This window comes from Bradyrhizobium sp. CCBAU 53340 (assembly GCF_015291645.1).
In the GTDB taxonomy this organism is placed as follows: domain Bacteria; phylum Pseudomonadota; class Alphaproteobacteria; order Rhizobiales; family Xanthobacteraceae; genus Bradyrhizobium.
The window spans coordinates 730,276-753,126 of the sequence record NZ_CP030056.1 but is presented as its reverse complement, the minus strand read 5'-3'; the positions used below and the strand labels follow the sequence as shown (position 1 = coordinate 753,126).

Annotated in this window: 16 protein-coding genes and 7 pseudogenes; 11 read left to right on the top strand and 12 right to left on the bottom strand. The window is 59.6% G+C overall.

Annotated elements, in window-relative coordinates:
• Nucleotides 1-95: 95 nt before the first annotated feature.
• The 4 genes and pseudogenes from XH89_RS40065 to XH89_RS41950 form a co-directional block, all read right to left on the bottom strand.
• Nucleotides 96-287, bottom strand: a pseudogene (locus tag XH89_RS40065) (transposase domain-containing protein); the annotation flags it as partial.
• Between the two features lie 42 nt (nucleotides 288-329).
• Entirely contained in the window at nucleotides 330-887 is a 558-nt protein-coding gene (locus XH89_RS40060) for a UPF0149 family protein (protein ID WP_246767935.1), read from the bottom strand.
• 89 nt (nucleotides 888-976) lie between these two features.
• Nucleotides 977-1,522: a transposase gene (locus tag XH89_RS41955; protein ID WP_128955114.1), complete on the bottom strand. Its 546-nt coding sequence runs from the start codon at nucleotides 1,520-1,522 to the stop codon at nucleotides 977-979.
• Between the two features lie 2 nt (nucleotides 1,523-1,524).
• Complete coding sequence (locus tag XH89_RS41950; RefSeq protein WP_128955115.1) at nucleotides 1,525-2,025, bottom strand: transposase; 501 nt, start codon at nucleotides 2,023-2,025, stop codon at nucleotides 1,525-1,527.
• 633 nt (nucleotides 2,026-2,658) lie between these two features.
• Between XH89_RS41950 and XH89_RS40045 the strand changes: the two genes are divergently transcribed.
• Genes XH89_RS40045 through XH89_RS40030 form a run of 4 tightly spaced genes read left to right on the top strand, consistent with a single transcriptional unit; the run spans nucleotide 2,659 to nucleotide 7,908 of the window.
• Complete coding sequence (locus XH89_RS40045; RefSeq protein WP_164934301.1) at nucleotides 2,659-4,275, top strand: ABC transporter substrate-binding protein; 1,617 nt, start codon at nucleotides 2,659-2,661, stop codon at nucleotides 4,273-4,275.
• Nucleotides 4,272-5,249, top strand: coding sequence for an ABC transporter permease (locus XH89_RS40040; RefSeq protein ID WP_128955116.1), 978 nt, complete (start codon nucleotides 4,272-4,274; stop codon nucleotides 5,247-5,249). Before XH89_RS40045 ends, XH89_RS40040 begins: the two co-directional genes overlap by 4 nt.
• Nucleotides 5,246-6,166 carry an ABC transporter permease gene (locus XH89_RS40035; protein ID WP_128929847.1) on the top strand — a complete coding sequence of 307 codons (921 nt, stop codon included), beginning with the start codon at nucleotides 5,246-5,248 and terminating at the stop codon, nucleotides 6,164-6,166. The genes XH89_RS40040 and XH89_RS40035 overlap by 4 nt, the downstream gene beginning before the upstream one ends.
• On the top strand, nucleotides 6,166-7,908 hold the full coding sequence (locus tag XH89_RS40030) for an ABC transporter ATP-binding protein (RefSeq protein WP_128929848.1): 1,743 nt from the start codon (nucleotides 6,166-6,168) through the stop codon (nucleotides 7,906-7,908). Before XH89_RS40035 ends, XH89_RS40030 begins: the two co-directional genes overlap by 1 nt.
• A gap of 10 nt (nucleotides 7,909-7,918) precedes the next feature.
• On the opposite strand, the pseudogene XH89_RS40025 reads toward XH89_RS40030, so the two are convergent.
• The 7 genes and pseudogenes from XH89_RS40025 to XH89_RS39995 form a co-directional block, all read right to left on the bottom strand.
• Nucleotides 7,919-8,047, bottom strand: a pseudogene (locus tag XH89_RS40025) (IS3 family transposase); the annotation flags it as partial.
• 159 nt (nucleotides 8,048-8,206) lie between these two features.
• Nucleotides 8,207-8,458 (bottom strand): annotated as a pseudogene (locus XH89_RS40020) (transposase); the annotation flags it as partial.
• Nucleotides 8,459-8,570: 112 nt separating this feature from the next.
• Nucleotides 8,571-9,254: pseudogene (locus XH89_RS40015) on the bottom strand (transposase); the annotation flags it as partial.
• Between the two features lie 222 nt (nucleotides 9,255-9,476).
• A complete protein-coding gene (istB, locus tag XH89_RS40010) occupies nucleotides 9,477-10,289 on the bottom strand; it encodes an IS21-like element helper ATPase IstB (RefSeq protein WP_128929849.1) in 813 nt (270 codons plus the stop codon).
• Nucleotides 10,286-11,755, bottom strand: a complete 1,470-nt coding sequence (istA, locus tag XH89_RS40005; protein ID WP_128929850.1) for an IS21 family transposase — start codon at nucleotides 11,753-11,755, stop codon at nucleotides 10,286-10,288. Before istA ends, istB begins: the two co-directional genes overlap by 4 nt.
• 281 nt (nucleotides 11,756-12,036) lie before the next feature.
• On the bottom strand, nucleotides 12,037-13,062 hold the full coding sequence (locus tag XH89_RS40000; RefSeq protein WP_164934317.1) for an IS110 family transposase: 1,026 nt from the start codon (nucleotides 13,060-13,062) through the stop codon (nucleotides 12,037-12,039).
• A gap of 481 nt (nucleotides 13,063-13,543) precedes the next feature.
• Nucleotides 13,544-15,001, bottom strand: coding sequence for an ISNCY family transposase (locus tag XH89_RS39995; RefSeq protein ID WP_371746383.1), 1,458 nt, complete (start codon nucleotides 14,999-15,001; stop codon nucleotides 13,544-13,546).
• Between XH89_RS39995 and XH89_RS39990 the strand changes: the two are divergent.
• The 7 genes and pseudogenes from XH89_RS39990 to ald all read left to right on the top strand — a co-directional run.
• Nucleotides 14,962-15,138 (top strand): annotated as a pseudogene (locus tag XH89_RS39990) (ISNCY family transposase); the annotation flags it as partial. The gene XH89_RS39995 and the pseudogene XH89_RS39990 overlap by 40 nt on opposite strands.
• The gene (locus tag XH89_RS42310) at nucleotides 15,062-15,562 is read left to right on the top strand and encodes a transposase (RefSeq protein ID WP_128929851.1); all 501 of its coding nucleotides are present in this window, start codon (nucleotides 15,062-15,064) and stop codon (nucleotides 15,560-15,562) included. The pseudogene XH89_RS39990 and the gene XH89_RS42310, both read left to right, overlap by 77 nt.
• Before the next feature lie 254 nt (nucleotides 15,563-15,816).
• Nucleotides 15,817-16,118 (top strand): annotated as a pseudogene (locus tag XH89_RS39980) (transposase); the annotation flags it as partial.
• A gap of 71 nt (nucleotides 16,119-16,189) precedes the next feature.
• Nucleotides 16,190-16,918 (top strand): annotated as a pseudogene (locus XH89_RS41655) (IS21 family transposase); the annotation flags it as partial.
• 831 nt (nucleotides 16,919-17,749) lie between these two features.
• Entirely contained in the window at nucleotides 17,750-18,952 is a 1,203-nt protein-coding gene (locus XH89_RS39970; protein ID WP_128929852.1) for a M20 family metallopeptidase, read from the top strand.
• Nucleotides 18,953-19,274: 322 nt separating this feature from the next.
• Complete coding sequence (locus tag XH89_RS39965) at nucleotides 19,275-20,042, top strand: M24 family metallopeptidase (protein ID WP_232995624.1); 768 nt, start codon at nucleotides 19,275-19,277, stop codon at nucleotides 20,040-20,042.
• Nucleotides 20,043-20,911: 869 nt separating this feature from the next.
• Nucleotides 20,912-22,024, top strand: coding sequence for an alanine dehydrogenase (gene ald, locus XH89_RS39960; protein ID WP_128929853.1), 1,113 nt, complete (start codon nucleotides 20,912-20,914; stop codon nucleotides 22,022-22,024).
• A 254-nt stretch (nucleotides 22,025-22,278) separates the two neighbouring features.
• Here ald and XH89_RS39955 read toward each other — a convergent pair whose 3' ends face one another.
• Nucleotides 22,279-22,755, bottom strand: a complete 477-nt coding sequence (locus XH89_RS39955; protein ID WP_128929854.1) for an Lrp/AsnC family transcriptional regulator — start codon at nucleotides 22,753-22,755, stop codon at nucleotides 22,279-22,281.
• Nucleotides 22,756-22,851 lie beyond the last annotated feature (96 nt).

The window sequence follows — 22,851 nt, the reverse complement described above, 5'->3', positions numbered from 1 at the left end:
GCGGCTGGAGCGATAGCGGATCATCTGTAAGCGCGATTTTCTCCGCACGCCGGCGGTTTTGATGGACTGCCTTGAATCGGGCGATGCGGGGCCGTTCAGGCGGTGGCGGCTTTGTGGAAGTTGAAGGGCAGCAGGTCTGCAATATCGGCGTCGCCGGCGCGCTGAGGCGATTCGGTGAGGACGTGGCGCAACCACGCTAACGGCACGACACGTGAGGCGCGGCAGGTCAGCATCAGGCTATAGACGACGGCGCTGGCCTCGGCTCCGTCCACGGTATCACTGAACAACCGTAAGCGGTACGAGCAGACCACGGACCTGGCGTGGACGGCCTACGCGCGCCGCTGGAAGCGCATAGGCATCCAGAACTGCCGCAGGGCCTCAACGGCTATTGGAATGTCGCGCCAGGCGTTTTGAGCGACGGGCAGCGTTGCCAGCGTATGGCGGGCCGGGGGTAGCAAGGGTCGACCGGCGTCATCGATGCAATGGACCAGGATCGGCCGCAGCATAAGGTGTTCGGTTCCGTTCGGGGAGAGAAGCCGCGACCAGACGAGAAGCCGAAGCTTCATGACGGCGTGGAAGCCCATGCACCAGGGCTGCGGGTCGACGTCGCCGTCCGGCGATCGCAGGAACAGCGGCTCGAAGCTCTCCGGTCTCGTCGACAGCGTCTCGCTGATCGCGTTGTGGCGCATCAGCGTGGCAGCGATCGCCGAGAACTCCTCGGTGTCGTGATTGAAGGCGTCGGGATCTACGCCAAGGAGCGGGCACACCCATTCCTCGGAGGCCATCGAGACCGGCCCGGCGACGACAGCGGCCACTGCGCCGTCGAGCATGGAGAGCGACGTCGCCCGCGGATGCCGAAGCGTCGGCGACCTGGCGCGCTCGCTCATCCATTGCCCGAGCCGCTCGAATGACATGGCATAGTTCGCCATCGTCGTCTTGCGTGCTTTTCGCGTTCCCCGCCGTTGCTTCGGCTTCGTCATGCCACGGCTCGCTTTTCGGCTTCGCGTGCGGCCTTCCAGTTCCAGGCCAGAAGTTCGTGCAGCTGGTTGGCCTTCGCGGCGCCGCTCACCATGCGCTCGAGAACGTCGACGAGATAGGCCTCGGGGTCGAGGCCATTCAATTTGGCCGTGTTAAGAAGCGAAGAAAGTATCGACCAAGTCTCGCCTCCGCCTTCGTCACCACTGAACAACGAGTTCTTTTTTCCGATCGCAATCGGCCTGATTGATCGTTCGACCGTGTTGGTGTCCGCCTCGAGCCGCCCGTCGTCCAGGAATGCCGTCAGGCCCTGCCAGCGTTCGAGCATATAATCGATCGCCTTGATGAGCGTCGAGCGGCGGGAGATCCCGTCCTTCACCGCGATCAGTCGAGCCTTCAACGCCTCCATGAGCGGCTTCGTCTCGGCCTGTCGCGCCGCGCGGCGTTCCCCGGCGCCGAGACCGCGGATCCTCTCCTCGATCGCGTAGACGGCTGCGATGCGCTCGATGACCTCCGCGGCGAAGGGTGAGTTCGTCGTCTTGTGCACCCTCACGAAGTTGCGGCGCGCGTGAACGAGACAATACGCCAGCTGGATCTGCCCGGCACCTTCGCATCGCCCACCAGCGAGGCGTAGGCGGCATAGCCGTCGACTTGCAGCACGCCTTCGAAGCCGGCCAACTGCGCCACGATCTCCTTCTTGCCGCGACCGTCTGCGAACACGTAGGCGACCGCCGGCGGCGCCGGACCCTTCCACGCCCGATCGTCCGTCGCATGCGCCCAGAACTGGCAGATCCTCGTGCGGCCGCGTACCGGGTCGAGCACCGGCATCGGCGTCTCATCGCAGAACAACCGCTCAAAGCCGTGCATGGTCTTCAGTTGCAGGTCGTAGAGGCCCCTGACCAGCCACGCCGCGCTGCCCATCCAGCGCGCCAGCGTCTGACGATCGACGACAACACCTTGGCCCGCCAGGATCTGCGTCTGGCGGTAGAGCGTCGATTGCCAGGCATATTTGGCCGCGGCGATATGCGCGATCAGCGCCGTCGTCGCCATGCCGCCCTCGACGAGCCGCGCTGGTGCCGAGGCCTGGACGATCGGGCCCTCACAGGCGCGGCAGGCATATTTGGGAGGGATCGTGCGGAGTACACGCAACCACCCGGGAAACCGAACCGCAGAGTCGGAGATCGCCCCTTCATCCGGTAGGTGGCCGCTGAACAGCGCCTACGATTCACGTGACTAGTGCGCCAAACAGCTTGCTAAGACGTTCCCGTTCAGAAGCGGAAGCCGGCCGCGGACGGTATCCCCAAAGGGCCGGCCATCAGACACTCGCTTGCTCAAAGCTCGATCCCAAACCGGAAACTCACGCCAGACGTAAACCGGCTGTCGGCACATGATGAGATAATGTGATAAAAGGCCCGCAGTTCAGTGGGATCGGACGTTCCTAACCCAACGGTCACAGGACCTATAACGAGACCTAGACCAGGAGCAGGGAATATTCAGCCGACTGTCGCAATCCTGCGCAATCGCTGGGAATACGCGTAATTGCTGCAGAGGACGCCCTGAATTCGCAGCCCACGGCAGCCCTCGGCCGGCAAACTGCAGCAAAAAACGGCCGAAGCCTGTCCGATGTGATAGCCCACATCTAGCGGCGCAGTTTACCCTGCGATCAAGAGAGGAATGTCCCAAATGCCGAAATCCACTGCGCGCTGTTTCATTCACAGACCAGCCCGTCTCAAGCGGCGTTTTGCCGCCATAGCAAGCGTGGCGGCACTACTAATGACCGTCTCACCCGGGGGCGCGGAAACGCTGAAATGGGCTCGGAGCTTGGACGTTCAGACTCTAGACCCTCACGCCTATAATGAGAACGTGACCTTTGCGTTCAATCGGCAGATGTACGAAGGCCTTGTGGAGCGCTCCGACGACGGAAAGCTCATTGGAGTACTAGCGACCGAATGGCGGATGTTGCCTGATCACCCCGACGTTTGGGAGTTCAAGCTTCGCCGGAACGTTACGTTCCACGACGGCGCACCATTTAAGGCCGACGACGCCGCATTTTCAATCCAGCGAGCTATGGCACCAACCTCGAATGTGCGGACCTATCTGGCTGCCGCCGCGGTTGAGGAAGCCATCGCGAAGGACGACTACACCGTGCAGGTCAAGACAAAGGGACCCAGCCCTCTTCTGCCCGAAAACTTGGCAAGCATCTTCATAATGAATAGAGCATGGGCCGAGAAGAACGACTCCGTTGTTCCGCAGGATTTTAAAGGCGGGAAAGAAAACTATGCTGCTCGCCATGAGAACGGCACTGGCGCCTATCGCCTTGTAAGCCGAGAATCGGATCGCCGTTCGGAGTTGGAAGCTTACGATAAATACTGGGGTATCGGCCAGTTCCCAATCGATATCGATCGGATCATCTATACCCCTATCCAGTCGGCCGCGACGCGTGTATCCGCATTGATCAGCGGAGAAGTTAATTTTCTCCAAGACGTCCCCCCCCAAGACATTTCACGGTTGGAGCAGAATGAAAGCCTTCGGGTGGTTCGCGGCCCAGAGATTCGCACGGTTTTTTTAGGCGTCAATACAAGCGCGAACACACTTGCCAGCGGGGAAGCAAAGGGAAATCCTTTCGCCGACAAGCGGGTGCGCCACGCAATGAACATGTCCATTGATCGTCTAGCGATCAAGTCGGCAATCATGCGAGGGGAGTCGGTTCCGCTCGGTACAATCATTTCGCCGATCGCCGACGGCTATACGGAAGAATTGGGTAAGTTCCCAAAGCTCAATATTGACCAAGCCAAGCAGCTTATGGCCGAGGCAGGTTACCCCAACGGATTTTCGGTCACTCTAAACTGTCCAAATGACGGCATGGTGAACGACGAGCGCATCTGTCAGGCCGTGGTGGCAATGCTCGCCAAGATCGGTGTCACCGTGCATCTCGATGTCCAACCCAGCGCAGTCGTCTGGCCTCTAGTTCTCAATAGGAAGACCGACTTTTACCTGATGACGTGGGGCTCATACGATTCTCAATTAATCTTCGATAATCTCGTCCACTCTCGGGGCGCCTGGGCTGCAGCGAATTACAAAAACCCGGAGATTGATGCCAAAATTGAATTACTCCGGTCGGAAGCCGATCCTCAAAGACGTAAAACCATAATCGCCGAAATTTGGAAGACCGTTCAGGACGAGTGTTTCTATCTACCGATTCACGCGCAGGTGTTGGCGCGTGCAACGCAGAAGAAGATTCACGTTACGCCAAACGTTGGTAATCAGATCTCCGTGAAAACCATCAAGGTGGACAAGTGACAGGTTTCTTTCTGCGCAGATTGCTGTCCGTGTTGCCGGTGATGCTGATGACGGCGTTTCTGTCGTTCGCCGCCTTTCATTTTATCGGCGATCCGCTCCAGAATATGGTCGGACCGGAGGCGACCGCGCAGGACCGCGCGCGGCTAGCGGCGGAACTCGGGTTCGACCGCCCCTTTTACATCCAGTTCTTTCGTTTTATCAGTTCGGCACTCCATGGGGACTTCGGCATTTCCACTCGCGTTGGAAGGCCGGTGTTGGATTTGATCCTGGAGCGGCTGCCTGCGACTCTGGAACTAGCTATATTATCGTTTATATTTGCAATGATAGCGGGAGTCGCCCTTGGCGTCGTGACAGCATTGCGGCCGCGCTCCATATTATCGGGCTTCAGCTTGACGGTCTCGCTGATCGCAGTATCCCTGCCTAACTTCTTAATCGGCATCGGCCTCATCTACGTGTTCGCGGTCAAACTTGGCTGGTTGCCGTCCTTCGGACGGGGCGACACGGTGAAGATCGGCTGGTGGACCACCGGGTTACTGACTAAGACCGGCTGGCAGGCTATCATCCTTCCCGCGATTTCACTGGCCACCTATCAACTCACGCTGATCTTGCGTTTAGTCCGCACTGAAATGCTTGAGGTCATGCATTCCGATCATATCCGGTTCGCACGCGCGCGAGGGCTGCCAGACCGGCTCATCTATTTTTCTTACGCTTTGAAGAACACGATGATTCCGGTCGTCACGGTTGCAGGTTTGCAGTTGGGATCCATCATCGCATTCGCCGTCGTTACTGAGACAGTATTCCAATGGCCAGGCGTTGGGCTGCTCTTTATTAATTCCATTAGATTTTCCGACGTCCCAATCATGGCCGCATACCTTCTCATCGTGTCGATCATTTTCGTTACCATCAACATGGTCGTGGATTGCGTCTACTACCTTCTAGATCCTCGCCTGCGGACGGGAGGAGTAGTCAGATGACCATTCACAAGCTTTCCGCATTGTTTAACTCTGATATCGGGCACTCTTACATCCGTTCCCCCAGAGCAGTTCTGTCTACGCTCGCACTGCTAACTCTCATTGTCGCGGCCCTGGGAGCTCCTTTATGGGCACCACAGAACACTCTCGACGCCAGCACGTTCGATCTGCTTTCGTCAAATACACCGGCCTGGAGCATCAATGAGTTCACGAACCGCTTCTACGCTTTCGGCACAGACGATCAGGGACGTGACGTGCTTTCAGCGACCCTTTATGGAACACGGGTTTCACTCCTAGTGGGCCTTGCCTCTGTTTTGGTTTCAATGTCGATCGGCGTCAGCTTAGGCCTGATATCCGGTTATTTCGGGGGACACATTGACGCAGCGATCATGCGTATCGCAGACATCCAGTTGTCCATCCCCGCCATTTTTATTGCGCTCCTTATTTCCGGCTTAACGCGGTCGCTACTGCCACCGAGCGCGCGCGAAGCCCTTGCTGTCTACATGGTAATATTGGCGATTGGAATTTCCGGATGGGTCACATATGCCCGCACGGTGCGCGGCGCCGTGATGGGGGAGAAACAGCGAGAGTATGTGCAGGCAGCCCTAATGATAGGCCTTCCGACGGGCACAGTGCTGGTACGGCACATATTGCCAAACGTGCGTCGACCGATCCTCGTGATCGCGACAATCTCACTTGCGCTTTCAATTATTACCGAAGCCACGCTGTCCTACTTGGGCGCAGGTCTGCCCCCCACCCAACCATCTCTTGGAACATTGATCCGCAGTGGGCAAGACTTTCTTTTTGCTGGGCAGTGGTGGATCCTGCTGTTTCCTGCCGCCACCCTTCTTACACTCGCGCTGGCCATTAACGTCTTGGGCGACTGGTTCCGGGATGTAATCAACCCAAGGGGCATCTGATGACAACAACTGCCCAGCCTTGCGTTCTTTCCATTCGGGGACTTAGCGTCGACTTTCCTAGCCGGCATGGCGCCTTGCAAGCCGTATGCAACGTCAGCCTAGACATCGCGCCAGGCGAAATACTCGGCATCGTCGGCGAATCGGGCGCGGGCAAATCGACCGTTGGAGCTGCCATCACGGGCTTACTACAGGCTCCCGGCCATATTAGTGCGGGCGAAGTTCGGCTTTCCGGAGATATCATCGATGCGCGCGACGTTAAGGCGATGCGGGCGTTACGCGGCAAACGCGTCTCGACTATTTTCCAAGATCCACTGACCAGCTTAAATCCACTTTTCACAATTGAGAGACAACTGGTCGACACGATCCGAACTCATCTCGCCTTATCACGCAGCGACGCAAGGATCGAGGCGGTGCGTCAGTTGGAGGCGGTAGGGATTCCAGAGCCAGCCCGGCGCGTGAAGAACTGGCCACATGAATTCTCGGGTGGCATGCGACAGCGCGCAGTTATCGCGCTTGCTCTCTGCTCACAACCCGAACTCATTGTCGCGGACGAACCAACAACTGCGCTCGACGTGACCGTTCAGGCACAGATCTTGAAGCTAATCAAGAACTTGGCTCGTGAACGTCAAGTGGGTGTGATGCTCATCACCCACAACATGGGCGTGATTTCCCAGGTCACTGATCGCGTCGCGGTGATGAGGGCAGGCGAAATCGTCGAACTAAACGACACTGCGGCTGTTCTTGGAAATCCATGCCACGAGTACAGCCAAGCATTGATTTCGGTTGTGCCGCGCGGCGACATTAAGCTGCATCGCTTTCCCGTGTCTGGCGCCGCTCGAAATATCGATGCGGCCATGCAGTGGCTGCTGGAAAGAGACATGCCGCAAAGTTCAAGCCAGCCGGAGGCACTTGTAGAACTCCGGGGTGTGGAGCGCGTATATGGGGCGACAGGCATGTTCGGTGGTTCCGCTCGGCGAGCCTTTAAGGCCCTGCACGATGTGAACCTGAGTATCCGCCCCGGAGAAGTCATGGGCCTTGTTGGCGAATCCGGCTCTGGAAAAAGCACGATCGCAAGAGTCGTTGCTGGGCTTGCCCGCCCGAGCAGCGGCCAACTGATTTATGGCGGAAAAGATGTTTATGCAGCCAGCCTTGAAGATCGTCAAGATATTCGGCGTCAAACTCAAATGGTGTTTCAAGACCCGTACTCGTCTCTGAATCCACAGATGCGCGTGGGCGAGATTATCATGGAGCCAATGATTCACTTTGGACTAGTAAAGGATAAGCGAGAGGCCGAACCGATAATGTTAGAGCTGCTGAAGGCCGTTGGTCTGGAGCCCACCGTCGCCCGCCGTTATCCGCACGCCTTCTCAGGCGGTCAGCGACAACGTATTTCAATCGCACGAACCTTGGCAAGTCGCCCGCGGTTCCTCATCTGCGATGAACCTACCTCGGCACTCGATGTCTCGATCCAGGCGCAGATCCTAAATCTTCTGAAAGACCTTCAAGAGAATCTATCGCTGACGATGTTATTTATCAGTCACGATCTCCCTGTCGTGCGTCAGATTTGCGACAGAGTTACAGTACTACAGAATGGGCAAATTTGCGAAAGCAGCGAGACGGAACAGTTGTTCAAAGCGCCGAAGCACTCTTACACAGCATCGCTCTTGTCCATGATACCGAAGATGCAGACCCCAGAGTGGATCGTCAAGCCGTCTGAGATCCCATCACAGTCCATCTGCTAGCCCCGGACGCGTCCGCCCGGGTTGTCAGATATCTGATGGTCATGCGGCAGCAGCCGATGGCTTTATACGCCCGCCGTACGCTCATCCCGTGGGCAACCATGAGATACGCGACAGCTTTCCGCTTGCCCGCGGGCAAAAAGCGGGCTTCGTGCCCGAACCATTTATCGCGAACGGCGTGCGCGGATCTCGTCATGGCCTGGCTGCAACAGCAGTCCACTCGCGAGAGGCCGGATACATTTATGCAATTGGAAGCGTCATTTTTGCTGTTACGAACCCTTGCACGGACCGGGGCGGACCATACATTCTTTCCCACGAGATCCTTGGGCGCCGCATTGTCCAGCACGGCATCAGCCACCAACCGCTTCAGCCGTGTGTTCTCGTCCTCCAGCGTCTTCAGCCGCTTGGCCTCCGACACTCCAGTGGCCTTCCATTTGTAGATGCTGGGGTCGCTGACGCCGCGCTTGCGGCACAGATCGGCAACCGAAACCCCGGCCTCATGCTCCTTCAAAATCCCGATGATCTGCTCTGCCGAAAAGCGGCTACGCTTCATGCTCTGGTCCTTGTTTGGGCCAGCGCGAACTTCAATCTGGATTAAGCCTGTGGGGCAAGGTCATTCACGTCCTTGAGGGTTATCCTGATCCGGACGGCGGTCGTGTTCAGGCTCATGCTGCCAGCCTCGGATCGTGCGCATGCATCCTGTAGGTCGATGCCCAGGGAGGCAGTTTGTCCAGTCGCGCCGCAGGCCAGCCATTGATGAGTTTTGCGAGCACGCCGGAGAGCCAGGGCTAGGCGCTGACGACATTGAGCCTACACGTTTCAATGAGCGAGGCCAGCAATGCCCAATTATCGGCACCCTCGTCGCACCCAGCGAACAGGGCATTCTTGGCATCGAGTTTGATTGGCCGCATCGCACGCTCGACCGCATTCGTGTCCATCTCGATGCGCCCGTCATCAAGGTAGAGCGTCAGGCCGTCCCAATGGCGCAGCGAATAGCGCAGAGCCTTCGCCGTGTCGCTCTTCCCCGCAAGATGATCAAGAGTTGCCTCAAACCACTGCTTCAAGGCTGCTGCCAGAGGTCTGGCATGAGCTTGTCGACCCGCGCAGCGCTCGGCAGCAGAGTGGCCCCGAAGTGCCTTCTCGACCGCGTTGAGCTGGGCGATGCGCTTAAGGGCCTCGCGGCAAACTGGAGCTGGCGCCGGAGCAGCCTCACGCGCGATCTTCACAAACTAGCGCCGTAGATGCGATCAGCAGAAGGCGAGCGGCCCAGACAGGGCGCCCGCACGCGTCTCCCGGGTCATGGTCTTGTAGGCCTGATAGCCTTCGCAATAGATGATACCGCGATAGCCCCAATCAGCGATGGCTTTGGGTGTCGCGTGCGAGGTCGGCCGTCCCGGACCGCGTTTTCCGTCGAGCGCGGTGCGCCTGCGATAGCTCTCGACTGTAGCGCGGCGATCTGGGAGAGAGGTGCGCGACAATCTGGATGAGAATCTGGTGTCGCGGCGGATGTGATGATCCGCGGGTTTGATTGACGCGCGCAAGTGCTTTGTCAGGTTGATTGTCGCGGCGCGTCAATCAGGGGCGATATTGGCGGGTGTGGCGTATGACGCTGGGCGTCCAGGTCCCTTTTTGCGCTCAGCGGCCTCGCGGCGTCGGTAGCTTTCGACATTCATCTCGAAGATGGTGGCGTGATGAACGAGCCGGTCGACCGCGGCGAGCGTCATAGCGGGGTCCGGGAAGATCTTCCCCCACTCGCCAAAGGGTTGGTTGGCTGTGATCAGCATGGAGCGCCGTTCGTAACGGGCGCTGATCAGCTCGAAGAGCACACTGGTCTCGGCCTGGTCCTTGGTGACGTATGCGAGATCATCGAGGATGAGCAGGTCGAACTTGTCGAGCTTGGCCAGCACGCTCTCGAGGACGAGGTCGCGGCGGGCCTGCTGCAGCTTCTGGACGAGATCTGTGGTGCGGGTGAACAGCACCCTGTAGCCGTTCTCGATGAGGGCGAGACCGATCGCCGAGGCGAGATGGCTCTTGCCGGTGCCGGGCGGGCCGAACAGGAGCAGGTTTGCGCCTTTCTCCAACCAGGTGTCGCCGGCGACGATGGCCATGACCTGAGCTTTGGAGACCATCGGCACGGCGTCGAACTCGAAGCTCTCGAGGGTCTTTCCGGGCAGAAGGCGGCCCTCTGTGAGGTGCCGCTCGATGCGGCGGCGATCGCGCTCGGCCAGTTCGTGCTCGGCGAGCACAGTGAGGAAGCGCGCGGCGGGCCAGCCCTCCTTGTCGGCCTGCTCGGCGAACTGTGGCCAGATCACCTTGCTGGCGGGCAGTCGCAGCTCGTTAAGGAGCAGGCTGAGCTTGGCGGGGTCAATCGAGGCGCTCTTCATGCTGCGTCTCCCAGGCTGGCGCCGATGAGCGCTTCGTAGGCCTGAAGCGGCGCCAGGCGGACGACTACGTTGGGTAGGCGCGCGGGATCGGGCGCGAAGCGGGCACGCAGCGCGGCCATGTCGGGGAGCCGGTGATTGTCGAGGCAGATGGACAGCTCCTCGGCCAGTTCGCTCTCGCAGCCGCGCTCGTGGGCGAGGCCAAGAAGCTCGACCATGATGCGGCAGGCCTGGCGCTCGGGCAGACGCTCGACGAGGAGATCGAAAGTCCGCCGGTAGGCCTCGCGCGGGAAGAGCCGATCGCGATAGACCAGATTGAGCAATGCCATCGGCTTCCTTCTGAGCGAATGGATGACGTGCCGGTAGTTGACGACCTGGTCATGCTTGCCGGACGGGGAAGCACGCCCGCGCGGCAGCGTCATGAGATGCGTGCCGCCGATGAAGACATCGAGCCGATCGTCGTAGAGGCGCACGCGCAAGCGATGGCCGATCAGGCGCGAGGGCACCGTATAGAAGACCTTGCGCAGCGTGAAGCCGCCTGAGGAAGTGACGCGCACGCTGAGTTCCTCATAGTCGGTGGTGCGCCGCTCAGGTAGCTCCCGAAGCTGGGCGCGCTCGGCATCGATGCGCTTGGCGTTGCGGGCATTGCGGCGGCCGACGATCTCGTCGACGAAGCGGCGATAGGAGGCGAGATCATCGAAGTCGACGGTGCCACGCAGCAACAGTGCATCCTCGATCGCCCGCTTGAGATGGCCGTGCGGCCCCTCGATCGAGCCGTTCTCGTGGGCGATGCCGGCATTGTTGCGTGACGGTGTCATGCCGTAATGGCTGCACAGCTCGTTATAGCGGCGGGTCAGGTCCTCGCGCGCGTCCTTGTCCAGGTTGCGGAAGGCGGCGGACAGGCTGTCCGAGCGGTGCTCGCGCGGCACCCCACCGAGGGACCAGAGTGCGTTCTGTAGGCCTTCCGCCAGCGCCACGAAGCTCTCGCCGCCGAGCACGACATGGGCGTGCTCGAAGCCGGAATAGGCGAGCCGGAAATGATAGAGTCGGTGGTCGAGCGGCTGACCGGCGATGGTGATGCCGAACGAGGCCACCTCGGTGAAGTCCGACAGACCGAGCCTGCCGGGTTCGTGCGCCTGGCGGAAGATGACCTCCTGCTCCTCACCGTGGATGGCACGCCAGCCTCGGATGCGCCGCTCCAGCGTCCGGCGCACGCCCTCGCCCAACTCGGAATGGCGCAGCATCATCTCCTCGAAAATGGCCACGGGCCGGATGCCGGGCGCTGCCCGCAGCAGCGGCACGACTTCAGAGTCGAAAATGTCGGCGATTGGATCGGGACGCCGTCGTGCGCGCGGCTCCTTCTTCTGCGAAGGTAGTACTGGATCCTTCTCGATGCGGTAGGCCGTTGCCACGCTGATCGACGCCTTCGCCGCGGCGACAGGCGTCGGATGGGTCTTCCTGAGCTTCATGTAGAGCCTTCTGTGGTTGCCGCCCGCAATGCAAGAAGTTTCTGACCCTTTGGCGTGTGATCGAGTGCGGTCTTCTGTCAGGCCTTCCTTTACGGCATTTTCAGAAGCCGCTGGCCGGTATGGTGATCCGCGGACCAGGTCCAATTCTCATCTCCGAGCACGTCGGCTCTTTGGCTCTAGCTGGTTTCCTGATCCAGATCTGTTCGATCGTTGCGCCCATTCGGGTCGTCGCCTTCTCACACCCCCTTCGCCAACGTCAGGCTATTTCGTGCTGCATGCAGTCATGCCGTCACTGCCTGCGCTGGGTTCCGATAATCCTCCTTCCGGGTGAGCATGGCCCAAATCGTCCGAGCCATCTTGTTCGCCAAGGCGATCGCCACAAGCATGCGCGGCTTCCTCGCCAGCATCTGCGCCAGCCAGGATCCGCTAGGGATCGACTTGCGCCCGAGCCAGTTCAGCCGCGACATCGCCCCAACGATGAGCAACTGGCGAATGTCCGCCTGTCCTTCCTTCGAAACGCGTCCGAGCCTTTCCTTTCCCCCTGAGGAATGTTGCCGTGGGACCAAGCCGAGCCAAGCCGCGAAGTCTCGGCCACGTCGAAAGGCCGCCATGTCGGGCGCGAAAGCCTCGATCGCGAGTGCGGTCAGCGGGCCGACCCCCGGCATTGTCTGCAGCCGCTGCGCCGTGACCGTCCGCGTCGCCAACTTCTTGAGCTGCTCTGCCTTGGCATCGATCCGCTCCGTCTTGTAGGCGATCTGATCAATGAGACTCCGACATTCCTCGCGGACCAGTTCTGGTAGATCGCTGTTCGGATCTTCGAGGATTGCGTCAATGCGTTTAAGTTGTTCGATTCCTTGCGGGATGATATGGCCGAATTCGTAGAGAACAGAACGCAGCGCATTCACCAGATCGGTGCGCTGATGAACAAGGCGCTTCCGAGCCCGAAAGAGCACTGCCCTGGCCTGCTGTTCTTCCGATTTCGGCTCGACGAAGCGCATCTCGGGGCGCTGTGCCGCGATCACGATTGCTTCGGCATCAGCCGCGTCGTTCTTTTGGCGTTTCACAAAAGGCTTCACATATTGCGGAGCGATCAGTTTCACTTCATGGCCGAGCTTGACCATCTCCCGTGCCCAATAGTGGGCGCTGCCACAGGCTTCCATCACCACCACTGCCGATGGGTGGCCCGCCATGAACTTCCGAAACTGAAGCCGCGACAGTTTCTTTCGAAATTTCAAGTGTCCCGCCATTGACGCCCCGTGGAGCTGAAACACATTCTTGGCTAGATCCACTCCGATCACCGTATCCATCAATTTGCCGTCCTCTTCGCTTCGGGGTTCAAACACTGCGTTCTTGGCACATTACGATGCCGTCTGGGGAGGGCGGCAACCATCCCATCTCAATTGATGGACGGTTATGTGGCGGCCGGGCACAAAAGTGATTCCTCCGAATCGGAAAAACCACCGGCATACCGGCCGACCGCGACCACCTGAGGCCTCGAAAAGGCCGCCGCCGCTGGACGGAAACTCCGGTCGGGCTACGCCCTCCCGACGTTCCCGTCCAGTGGCGGCATTCTCATCTGGATTGACGCTGCACTCTCACTTTGATCGCCGCGCCGCACTTATAGCGCGACAATCAGGATGAGAGCGCGTATTGCCTCATGTATTGATGCTCCCGGGTGCGATCGGTTGCCTCATTTATTTTGCTCCCGGCTTGGGTTGAGGAGGAGGCCGGGTGCGGAGATGGCCGGGGTTTCGGAGCGCCCGGCCTCCTCCGCTGGCGTCTGCCACATCATTGGGTTGTTGTGACCTCATGCCCCAGCAGCGTTTCCTCCGTAGGAACGAACAACAACGCGTTCGCTTGCTCGCTGCGCCAGGATTTAAGCCTACGCTGAAGCGTTCGAAGAAGCTTGTTCGGATAGGCTCCAGGATATTCCGCCTGCAACCGGGAGAGCAGTTCGCTACCAGTCCGCCAAGGCTCGGCTTCAAACCATTTTCGCAAATCTAGCGTTGCCCGGATGAGCGGGTCGGGACGCCGCCGGCCTCTTTTCGCTTTCACGATTGGCCGATCCGTCGGTCGCATAGCTCCGTCTTTCCAGGCGGTTCGTAGGCTTGCCAGGAAGAGATCGATCGGTTGCGATGCCGCAGCAGGATGGGCGATTGGCTGCGTATCAGCGAGCGCCGCGAGGCGTTCCTGCGCGCCGCGGATGTCGCGCAACAACGCGACCGGGTCGAGAGCGGCATAGATTTCTTGGAGATGGTGACGAATCGCATCGGGCGTGCGGGCGTCGGCGGCCAAGCGCTGGTGTGGCGTTGCCGGTGCGCTGTATGTCTTACGCACACGAGCACCGTCGCGCTGCTTGGCCATCAGTTTGAATGAGGGTTGGAAGAAGTTCACGAACAGCCGCGCCGATCGATAGAGTTCAGCCAGCAGCTTGGCCGCTTCCAGGCCCTCGAGCCGACGATAGCCGACCATCCTGCGCACGACGGCACCGTTCTTCTGCTCGACGAACGCCTGGTCGTTCTTCCGGTAGGGCCGGCAACGCGTGAAGACGATGTTGGCCGCATCGCAGTAGGCTTTCAGCGTCTCATTCATGAACACCGTATCATTGTCCGTATCGAGGCCGACCAGCGCAAAAGGCAATTGTTTGCGCAATTCCGTCAACACCGTGCTCAACAGTGTTTGTTCGCGCACGATCAGAGGAGCGCACTCCGTCCAGCCGGTAGCAATGTCGGTGAGCACGAGGGTCTGGATGAAGCTGCCGCGCGCCGATAGACCGCTATGCGCTACAAGGTCAGCCTCGACGAACCCCGGCGCCGGATCGTTCCAATCTGCCGACGTCCGTATTGGAATACTGCGACGCAACGAGTGCGTCGCGTGCCGTCGGCGCTTGCGACCTAATCCTTCTCGGACCCGTGCCAACGCGCGGTCGATCGTCGCAGCACTCATTGCCAAAAGTTTGTCGCGGATCTCGGGAGCAAGGTCGAGGTGGCCGTGCCGTTCCATCGCTTCAATCAGCGCAGGCATTAACGCCTTCAGCCGCTTCCCGCAGATCCGGTCTGACGCCTCCCAAAGCAGCACGAGCGCGTTGTGTTCCGCCTCATTATAGATCCGACGTCGCGCCCGTCGGCCTGCGCTTACGTCTTCCTGGCCTCGAAGTAGACGCATCGCATGTTTGCGATGGAATCCGGTGATGTCGACGAACTCGCCTGGAAGCGGCCGAGCTGCTGGCCGCACTCTGTCGATCAGCGCGGCTGTTCGTAAACTTCTTCCAACCCTCGTTCAAACTGTTAGCCAAGCAGCGCGACAGTGCTCGTGTACGCAAGACATACAGCGCGCCGGCAACGCCTCACCAGCGCCTGGCAGCGGACGTCCGCACGCCTGAAGGGTCAGATCGCCGCGGAAAGCCTTGAGCCGGGTGCGATTGCAATCGATATCGCCCGCCGCCATGGCTGCCGGACACAGCAGGTACATGACTGGCGACGCCGGGCGCGTTCAACAACTGGTGCTGCCGGCTTCGGCAGATGCAATATCGTTCGTGCCTTTGGTGTCGGAATCGTCGCCACCGGCGGCTGCGGAGCCTCCGCCAGCATACACTTCGATACGCGGCGACAATGGTCCTCTTATGTCGTCCGAATGGTCTCCACTATGAGCACCCTTGCCGCCAATCCCAATTCGTGCGCGCTGCGCGACGTCGTCGATGCCGAGCAAATCCTCACTGCAATGCGTCGACTCATAAGTCAGCACCGCCACCTTTGCAGACGGGGGAGCTGGCGCAGCCGTTGCGAGCATCGATGCAGACGTCGCTAAGTGCTTGAGCGCCTGCGCTCGGCGTGCGAGAAATCGCTGTGATCCTACTCGAGTGGGCTAAATTTCCATTGTCGCACCCGCAATCCGCCGAATGAGCAAACTTCCGGTTTTTGACATCGTGGTCCTGTACCGGGGTCGTGGTCGAGTAACTCAGCCATTCGGCTTCGCCCTCACAGATCCGGGCGGGCAGACTTCCCGCACCCGGCTCTTCCCGAGCGTAACCCGCGTCATATGCGCGCCTGCGCCCTCGAGTGATGCGTGGAACGGAAAGACGGAAGCGAGCCGTCAGGGTCTCGAACTCCGGCCATCTCTTGCGCGAGATGATCGGCTTTGCTGCCCAGCGGCTGATGGAGCTGGAAGTCGAAGGCCAGGTCGGTGCAGCCTACGGCGAGAAGAACCCCGAGCGTCTGGCCCAGCGCAACGGTGAGCTTCGACCGGACCTGGGAGACCTGGCCGGCACGGTCGAGCTTCGCATCCCAAGCTGCGCAAGGGCTCCTACTTCCCGGGTTTCCTGGAGCCGCGCCGGATGGCCGAGAAGGCGCTCACCGCCGTGGTCTGTCGATTCCGAGGTCATCGCGCGCACCGTACCGATTTGATGGCGCGCGGAGTTCCGAAATGATCGCGCGCTTCGTTGCGGTCATGGGCGCATCCAGCTTGTCATTCCCGCTAGCGACGTGGACCGAGCAGCTCGGCGACTGGATCGCGGGAAACGACGCGGCCTACAGCTTTTTTGGTGACGCGACGCAACTGCTGGTGCCCACAACGCCAAGATCGCGGTGATCGAGGCCTGCCTCTGTGACCCCATAGTCGACCGCAGCTACAGCGATATGGCGCAGCATTCCGGCACGGCCGCCTCGCCCGAGAGATAAGGCAAAGGTCGAGGCCTGCGGTGGGAATCATCGAGCGTTGGCTGCTGCGGCGGTTGCGCAACCGAACTTTTTACAGCCTGGCCGAACTCAACCGCGCGATCGCCTAGTGGCTGGCCAAGCTCAATGACGAACGGGTACTGCGTCAGTATGGCCGCATACGGCGCCAGCTTTCGAGGAAATTGATGCGCCAATTCTCAAACCGCTTCCGGGCCAGCCGTGGGTCCATGCCGAATGGCGGGTCGGGCTCGACTATCACGTCGAGATCGAACAACACCATATTCGGTGCCCTATCGCTTCGCCCGCCGCTGAGTTAGACTAGAAGCGCGGATCAGCGCACGAACGATTGAACCCTCCTTGGAGGCGAGCGTGCATATGCGTGGCAGTGGCAACGGGCGGCACACGACGATCAGCGCCACATGCCCTCCAGCCACCGGCGCTATGCGAGTGGACGCCGGCAAAGATCTGCAGGGAGGGAGGCCGGTCCGGCCCGATACTGCGCTAGTCGACCGGATCATCGAGGACCTGAAGCGAAAGATCTTAACCATGCCCGCCAACAGTTATACTGGCTGACTCGTTCTGCTCGCTACGAATTCATGAGAATCTCCGCAGCCAGCTCGCCGAGCGCCACGTCAGTCGTGGGCCGTAGCGGAGCGCTTTTGGTACAGCCAGCATACCCTGAGCGGAAAGCAGCGGATCGATGTAGGCTAGCGCACCTCCTATTGCGACATCCCGCACGATGAGGGTAAACGAGGTCACCGCGTAGATGCCCTCGCACGCGACGACCGTTCCAATGGCGTCCCGGATTTCCGCGCCTCATGTGCTCGGCTGTCCACAATACCGGCCGATGCCTCGCCTTGCGTGAAAGCCTGGAGCTGGGGTACGGAGCTGCGACGTGTCGCAATGATATTGTCATTTGCAGCCGCAATTATTTTGAAGGCCGGCGCCATATTTGCCCAAAGACCCACCATTTCCTTCGGCAGAGGCGCGAACGAGCAGCGCTGGAGCGGCCGATCGACTGGAGAGCATTCAGGGAGCAGGGCGCAGGCCTCGGATAGAGGATGACCAAAGAGCTGAGAAGCTGACGGCTCCGGGGCCGTGATGGTAGTCCCGATCGACAGGCGCGCCGTTAGCTTGTTTTGGTTGTGCAGGGCCTCTTCCGAGGCCCTGCGATCCGGCGCCCGCCAGGATCAGATGCTCTCAGATTGTGCGCATCGGACGACAACCTTGCAGCATTGCTGCGCGATAGCCACGCTAGTCGCTGCTCCCCGCCTACCCGACCTGCTACATTGACTCAAGCGTCAACTGGAAGGCCGCGAAGATGAAGAGGACTACAAACACAAGCGCAAACAATCTGCTTTCCAGTTCCGAAAAGGACGTGGTGATCGAAATGCGGCATGCTATGCATCGCGAGCCGGAGCTTTCCAACAACGAGTGGAAAACTCAACAGCGGATCCGCGAAACGCTTGAACGGTTTGGGCTGTTCGATGCGAAGACCTTTCACAAAACCGGCCTTTACGTCGACATCCACGGTTTAGCCTCCGGGCCGCAGCGCTCCGTCGCCATACGGGGCGACATCGATGCCTTGCCGATCCAGGAAACCCGGGACGACTTGTCCTATCAGTCCCGGGTCCCAGGTCATATGCATGCGTGCGGTCATGACCTGCATGCGTCGATCGCTATGGGTACCGCACTTGCGTTTCATCGGATGCGAGAGAGCTTTTCTGGCAAGCTTCGCGTGTTTTTCCAGCCCGCCGAGGAGGCGGAGCCACTCGGCGGACGATCAGTGGCTGAGCAGGGCCTGCTTAGCGGCTTCCACGCTGCTGTTGGGTTCCACGTCAAAACTGATTTGCCCGCGGGGATGTTCGGCGCACGCCCAGGCGCTGTGACACAATCCGCCGATCAGTTCGCGATCACACTTATCGGGACCATGGCCCACGGCGCGAGGCCGCATGCGGGCGTGGATGCAATTGCGATGGCCGGGGCATTCATCAATGAGGTCCAAAAGGTCGTGTCGCGGGAAATGCCCTTCGATGACGGGGCGATCGTCACAATCGGGACGATTGCAGGTGGCGAAGCCACAAATATCATTTGCCCGTCAGTTACGATGACCGGAACTATCAGAACAAGCCGTTGTGAGCGGAGAGAGCTCCTGGTTCAGCGCGTGCGAGAAATAGCTGAAGGGGTCGCGACGATGCACCGCGGGAAAGCGGAGTTCTCCCACAAATTCGGTGAACCGCCGGTCATTAACAACGACGTGATGGTTGACAGGTTTCGGCGGCTGGTGGTCGAGACCGTGGGCAAAGACAAGTTTTCCGACCTGAAGTCGTCGAGCGCAGGCGGCGGCAGCGACGATTTCGGATTCTACTCCGCGTGCGTGCCCTCGATCTACTTCTGGTTTGGCAGCAAGGAGCAAGGCAACGAGTCCGGCGTGCACACGCCAACTTTCGGAGCCTCGGACGATCTGCTCGTTCCGACAGCTGAGCTCGCGATCAGGTACTGCTTGGAGATGCTGAATTCGTAGCGGCGCCGATGTACGATCCCGCCACAAATGACACGAAAAGATCCGCCGGCCCGCCCTCGATCCACGCGAGAGAACGACCCACTCTTTCCAGAAGGAGTTTGCACATGGCAATGCCTAAGGCTTCGCAAGCATTCGCCCGCGGCGGGTATCTGCGGAGATTATCCGCCGTCAAGTCGGAGATAGAGCGGCGAAGGTCGAAGCGGTGGTCACGGCTCCGGCTAACATCATATATCTCTCCGGATACACTTCGAGGTCGGGCTATGTTCCGCGGGGGCTGGTCGTGACTTTAACGGATGAGTAGCCGACCTTCCTGACGCGCAGAATGGTCTGGCCGGCGGCGATCCATCAGATGTTTGTCGATCGCAGTCGTGTCACTGGTTATTCGGAGGCGCTCATCGCTACCCCGAACGGGAGGAGACCATCGACTTCATCTTGGACGATGGCGTCGGCCGCAAATGGACCGGTCTGGAAGAACGGCTCTTGCCCGCTGACAGTTAAGAAGTTCAAATCTCGCTCGACAGGCGCGAACATCGTCTACTGCACTAACGCCGTGACCCGGATCCGCGGCGTGAAATCGGACTCGGAATTCGCGATGATGCGGGAAGCTACCGCTATTTCCGACGCCGGCATGCTCAAAGCGAGAGACGTTATCCGCTCAGGCGCGCGCGAGGCCAATGAATCCGCCGAGGTCATTGCAACATTGGTGCGCAGCGCTAACGGCAAGCCCAGCACGGATTTTGCGGGCCTCTTCTTTGCGCTGCGCACGCATCTCCACGTGTCACATTCGCTGGACCGAAGACGTCTTCCAGACGGGCTCGCAGAGCAATTTCGAGTTCAGCGGCGGGCGTCATGGCTAGACCTCTCCGCTGATGCGCACGATGTCGCGATCGGTAAGCCGTCGGATCACATACGCCGGTTGCATGAAGGGAACGTTGCCAGGTTGGAAGCTGCACTTGCCGCCGCCAAACCCGGCAGGACCTGCAGCGACGTCGCCATAGCTTTCAACTCCAACTTGAAAACGCGATGGCTTGGTGAAGGAGTCTCGGTGCGGCTACGCCGTCGCGATAGATTGGACGGAACCTACAGCTAGCTTGAAGGACGGCGATAACACGGTCCTCAAGCCGAATACGACATTTCACCTCATGCTTGAAAACTGGATCGATGAAGACGTGGTTATGTGATCAGCGAAACCTTCCGCATACCGACGTTGCAGGTGAACCATTCACGAAGTTGCCGCGCGAGCTATTCGAACTCTGACGCGCAATCCGCTGCGGCCTCAGCGATTCCAGGCCTGCCGCTAGTGCGTTAAGGTCTCTCAAAGGAGAACAATGGGCCACTCTCGCTCGCAGCACTCGCCTTCTTGCACGAGGACACCGGTTTTCAACACTAGGCGTCCGCAGATAGGTGGCCCGGTCGCGGTGCTGATTGCGCCGAGCCGTAGTCCATCGCAATATCCCGGGCTCGCGCCTGCGCTCGTCATCACCAAGACCGAAGGTGGACGCGATCGTCACAATCGGAAAGGCCGCTTTCGAGCGATCATTGACAGCCGCTCCATGATGCTCACAATCTCTGAGCGTATCGTTGCCATTCGATCGGCGAGCCCTGGCGGCATGCGCGCGTTGCTGGGCAACTGTTCCGCCATAAATATCCGCCGGGATTCATGCAGCTTTTGCGTGGAGCGGGACAGAGGGGATGTTTCGCCCAGAGCCCCGTGGAGGAACCGAAGGCCGTTAAATACGTGAAAATCGCTGTGCGAAACTTCCTTTGGATCGATGTGTCGGCTGCCACTGTGCCGATTGCGGCGCCAGGAATAGCAAACCATCACCATCTCGCGCACTCTGCTGGAATTGTGCGCAAGAACGCCGAGGTTGCTGAATTTCTGCGTCGTTCGCCGGTCCCTTCTCAATTTCACCGCGTGGTTCCGATTAGAAGTGGTTCAGCAAAAGCGGAGATTGCAAGATGCAAGTCGGTGTTCCCAAGGAAATCAAAACACACGAATATCGCGTGGGCCTGACCCCTGGAGCTGTCCGGGAATATGTGGCTGCCGGCCACCAAGTATTGGTGGAGGCCAATGCCGGCGCTGGCATCGGGGCAAGCGACGAGGAATACCGGAAGGCCGGTGCAACAATCGCCGCGGCTGCTCGGGAGGTGTTTGCATCGAGCGAGATGGTAGTCAAGGTCAAGGAGCCGCAGCCGTCCGAATGGGTCCAGCTCCGAGAGAATCAGATCCTCTTCACCTATCTGCATCTGGCGCCCGATCCGGAGCAGGCAAAAGGACTGCTGAAATCGGGTTGCACAGCGATCGCCTATGAAACCGTCACCGACTCGAACGGGGGCTTGCCGTTGCTTGCGCCAATGAGCGAAGTCGCGGGCCGGCTCACGATCGAGGCTGCCGGCGCGGCCCTAAAACGGTACAGCGGCGGGCGGGGGTTATTGATCGGCGGCGTGCCTGGCGTTCAGCCCGCTCGTATCGTTGTCATCGGTGGCGGTGTCGTCGGTACGCATGCCGCCCGAATGGCAGCCGGTTTGGGTGCGGAAGTCACCGTCATCGACCGTTCGATCAACCGCCTTCGCGAACTGGACGAGCTATTCGAGGGCCGCGTCCGCACCAGGTACTCGACCATCGACAGCGTTGAAGAGGAAGTCTCTGCCGCAGACGTCGTTATTGGCGCCGTGCTCGTCCCAGGAGCCAGTGCACCGAAGCTGGTGTCGCGCAAGATGCTGAGCTCGATGAAGCAAGGCTCTGTGGTCGTTGACGTCGCGATCGATCAAGGCGGTTGCTTTGAGACGTCGCGTGCCACCACCCATGCTGATCCAACCTACGAAGTCGACGGCGTGATCCACTATTGCGTTGCCAACATGCCCGGTGCAGTCCCGCTTACCTCAAGTCAGGCCCTCAACAACGCAACTTTGCCTTTTGGCTTGGCTTTGGCAAACAAGGGCTTTGCGGCCGTGCTTGAAAATCCGCACTTGCGCGCTGGCCTGAACGTCTATCGGGGCCGGTTGACCTACAAGGCAGTGGCAGAGAGTCTCGGCCTACCATTTTCACCGATCGAACAGGCTGCGGCCTGATCTCCCAGGCCCCCTAGGGGCGTTTCCTCCCTAACTTGAAGGGGCCACCCTTGGAGTGGCCCCTCCTTTTTTTGCTTTCAAGCACCATTCTGGCACGTAATTCGACCAAGCCCACTGGGGCGAGTTCGTTAGGCCTGTTTTGGGTTGAAGAGGATTGTGAGAAGTCAGAATTGTCAGAGCTTTCGGTATGGTTCTCATTCTTTCACGAGTGCTCAAAACAGCTGGACCGTCGGGACGTCGCGATCAAAGATCGCTTATCTGTCCGGTGGCATTTCGATTGGAACTGCAAACCCCGATTTTACGCGGTCCATGATGACCATGGTTTTGAACCCCTTAATATCGGGGTTCTCGTAAAAGAAGCGTCTGGTGAAAAGCTCGTAGTCCTCCATCGTGCGAGCCGTTATGTACAGAACGAAGTCTGCATCGCCCGTGACATAGAAGCCATTTACGACTTCACTCGACGTTTTGATGGCCTTCTTGAATTTGTCGATGATATCGGAGCGCTCCCGCTCGAGATTCACGAGGACAAGCATCTGAATCGGCCTTCCCACTGCTCTTGCCGAGACGATGGACACATCCGACTCAATGATTCCTTCCGAACGGAGCCTCTTCAACCTTCTCTGACACGCCGTGGGGGAAAGCCCCGCCATTTCGCCAATGACCTCGGACGTGAGGCGATTGTTTTTTTGCACGATCTCCAGGATGCGTGCATCTATCCGATCGTAACGCATAGCGGTTGTCTCCAGCCCTAAGCTGCGTTTCGTCGCAAGGCATCAATGCTTTGCAGGAATTCATCCCGCGCACCGAAAATGCGACGCAAATCTGTT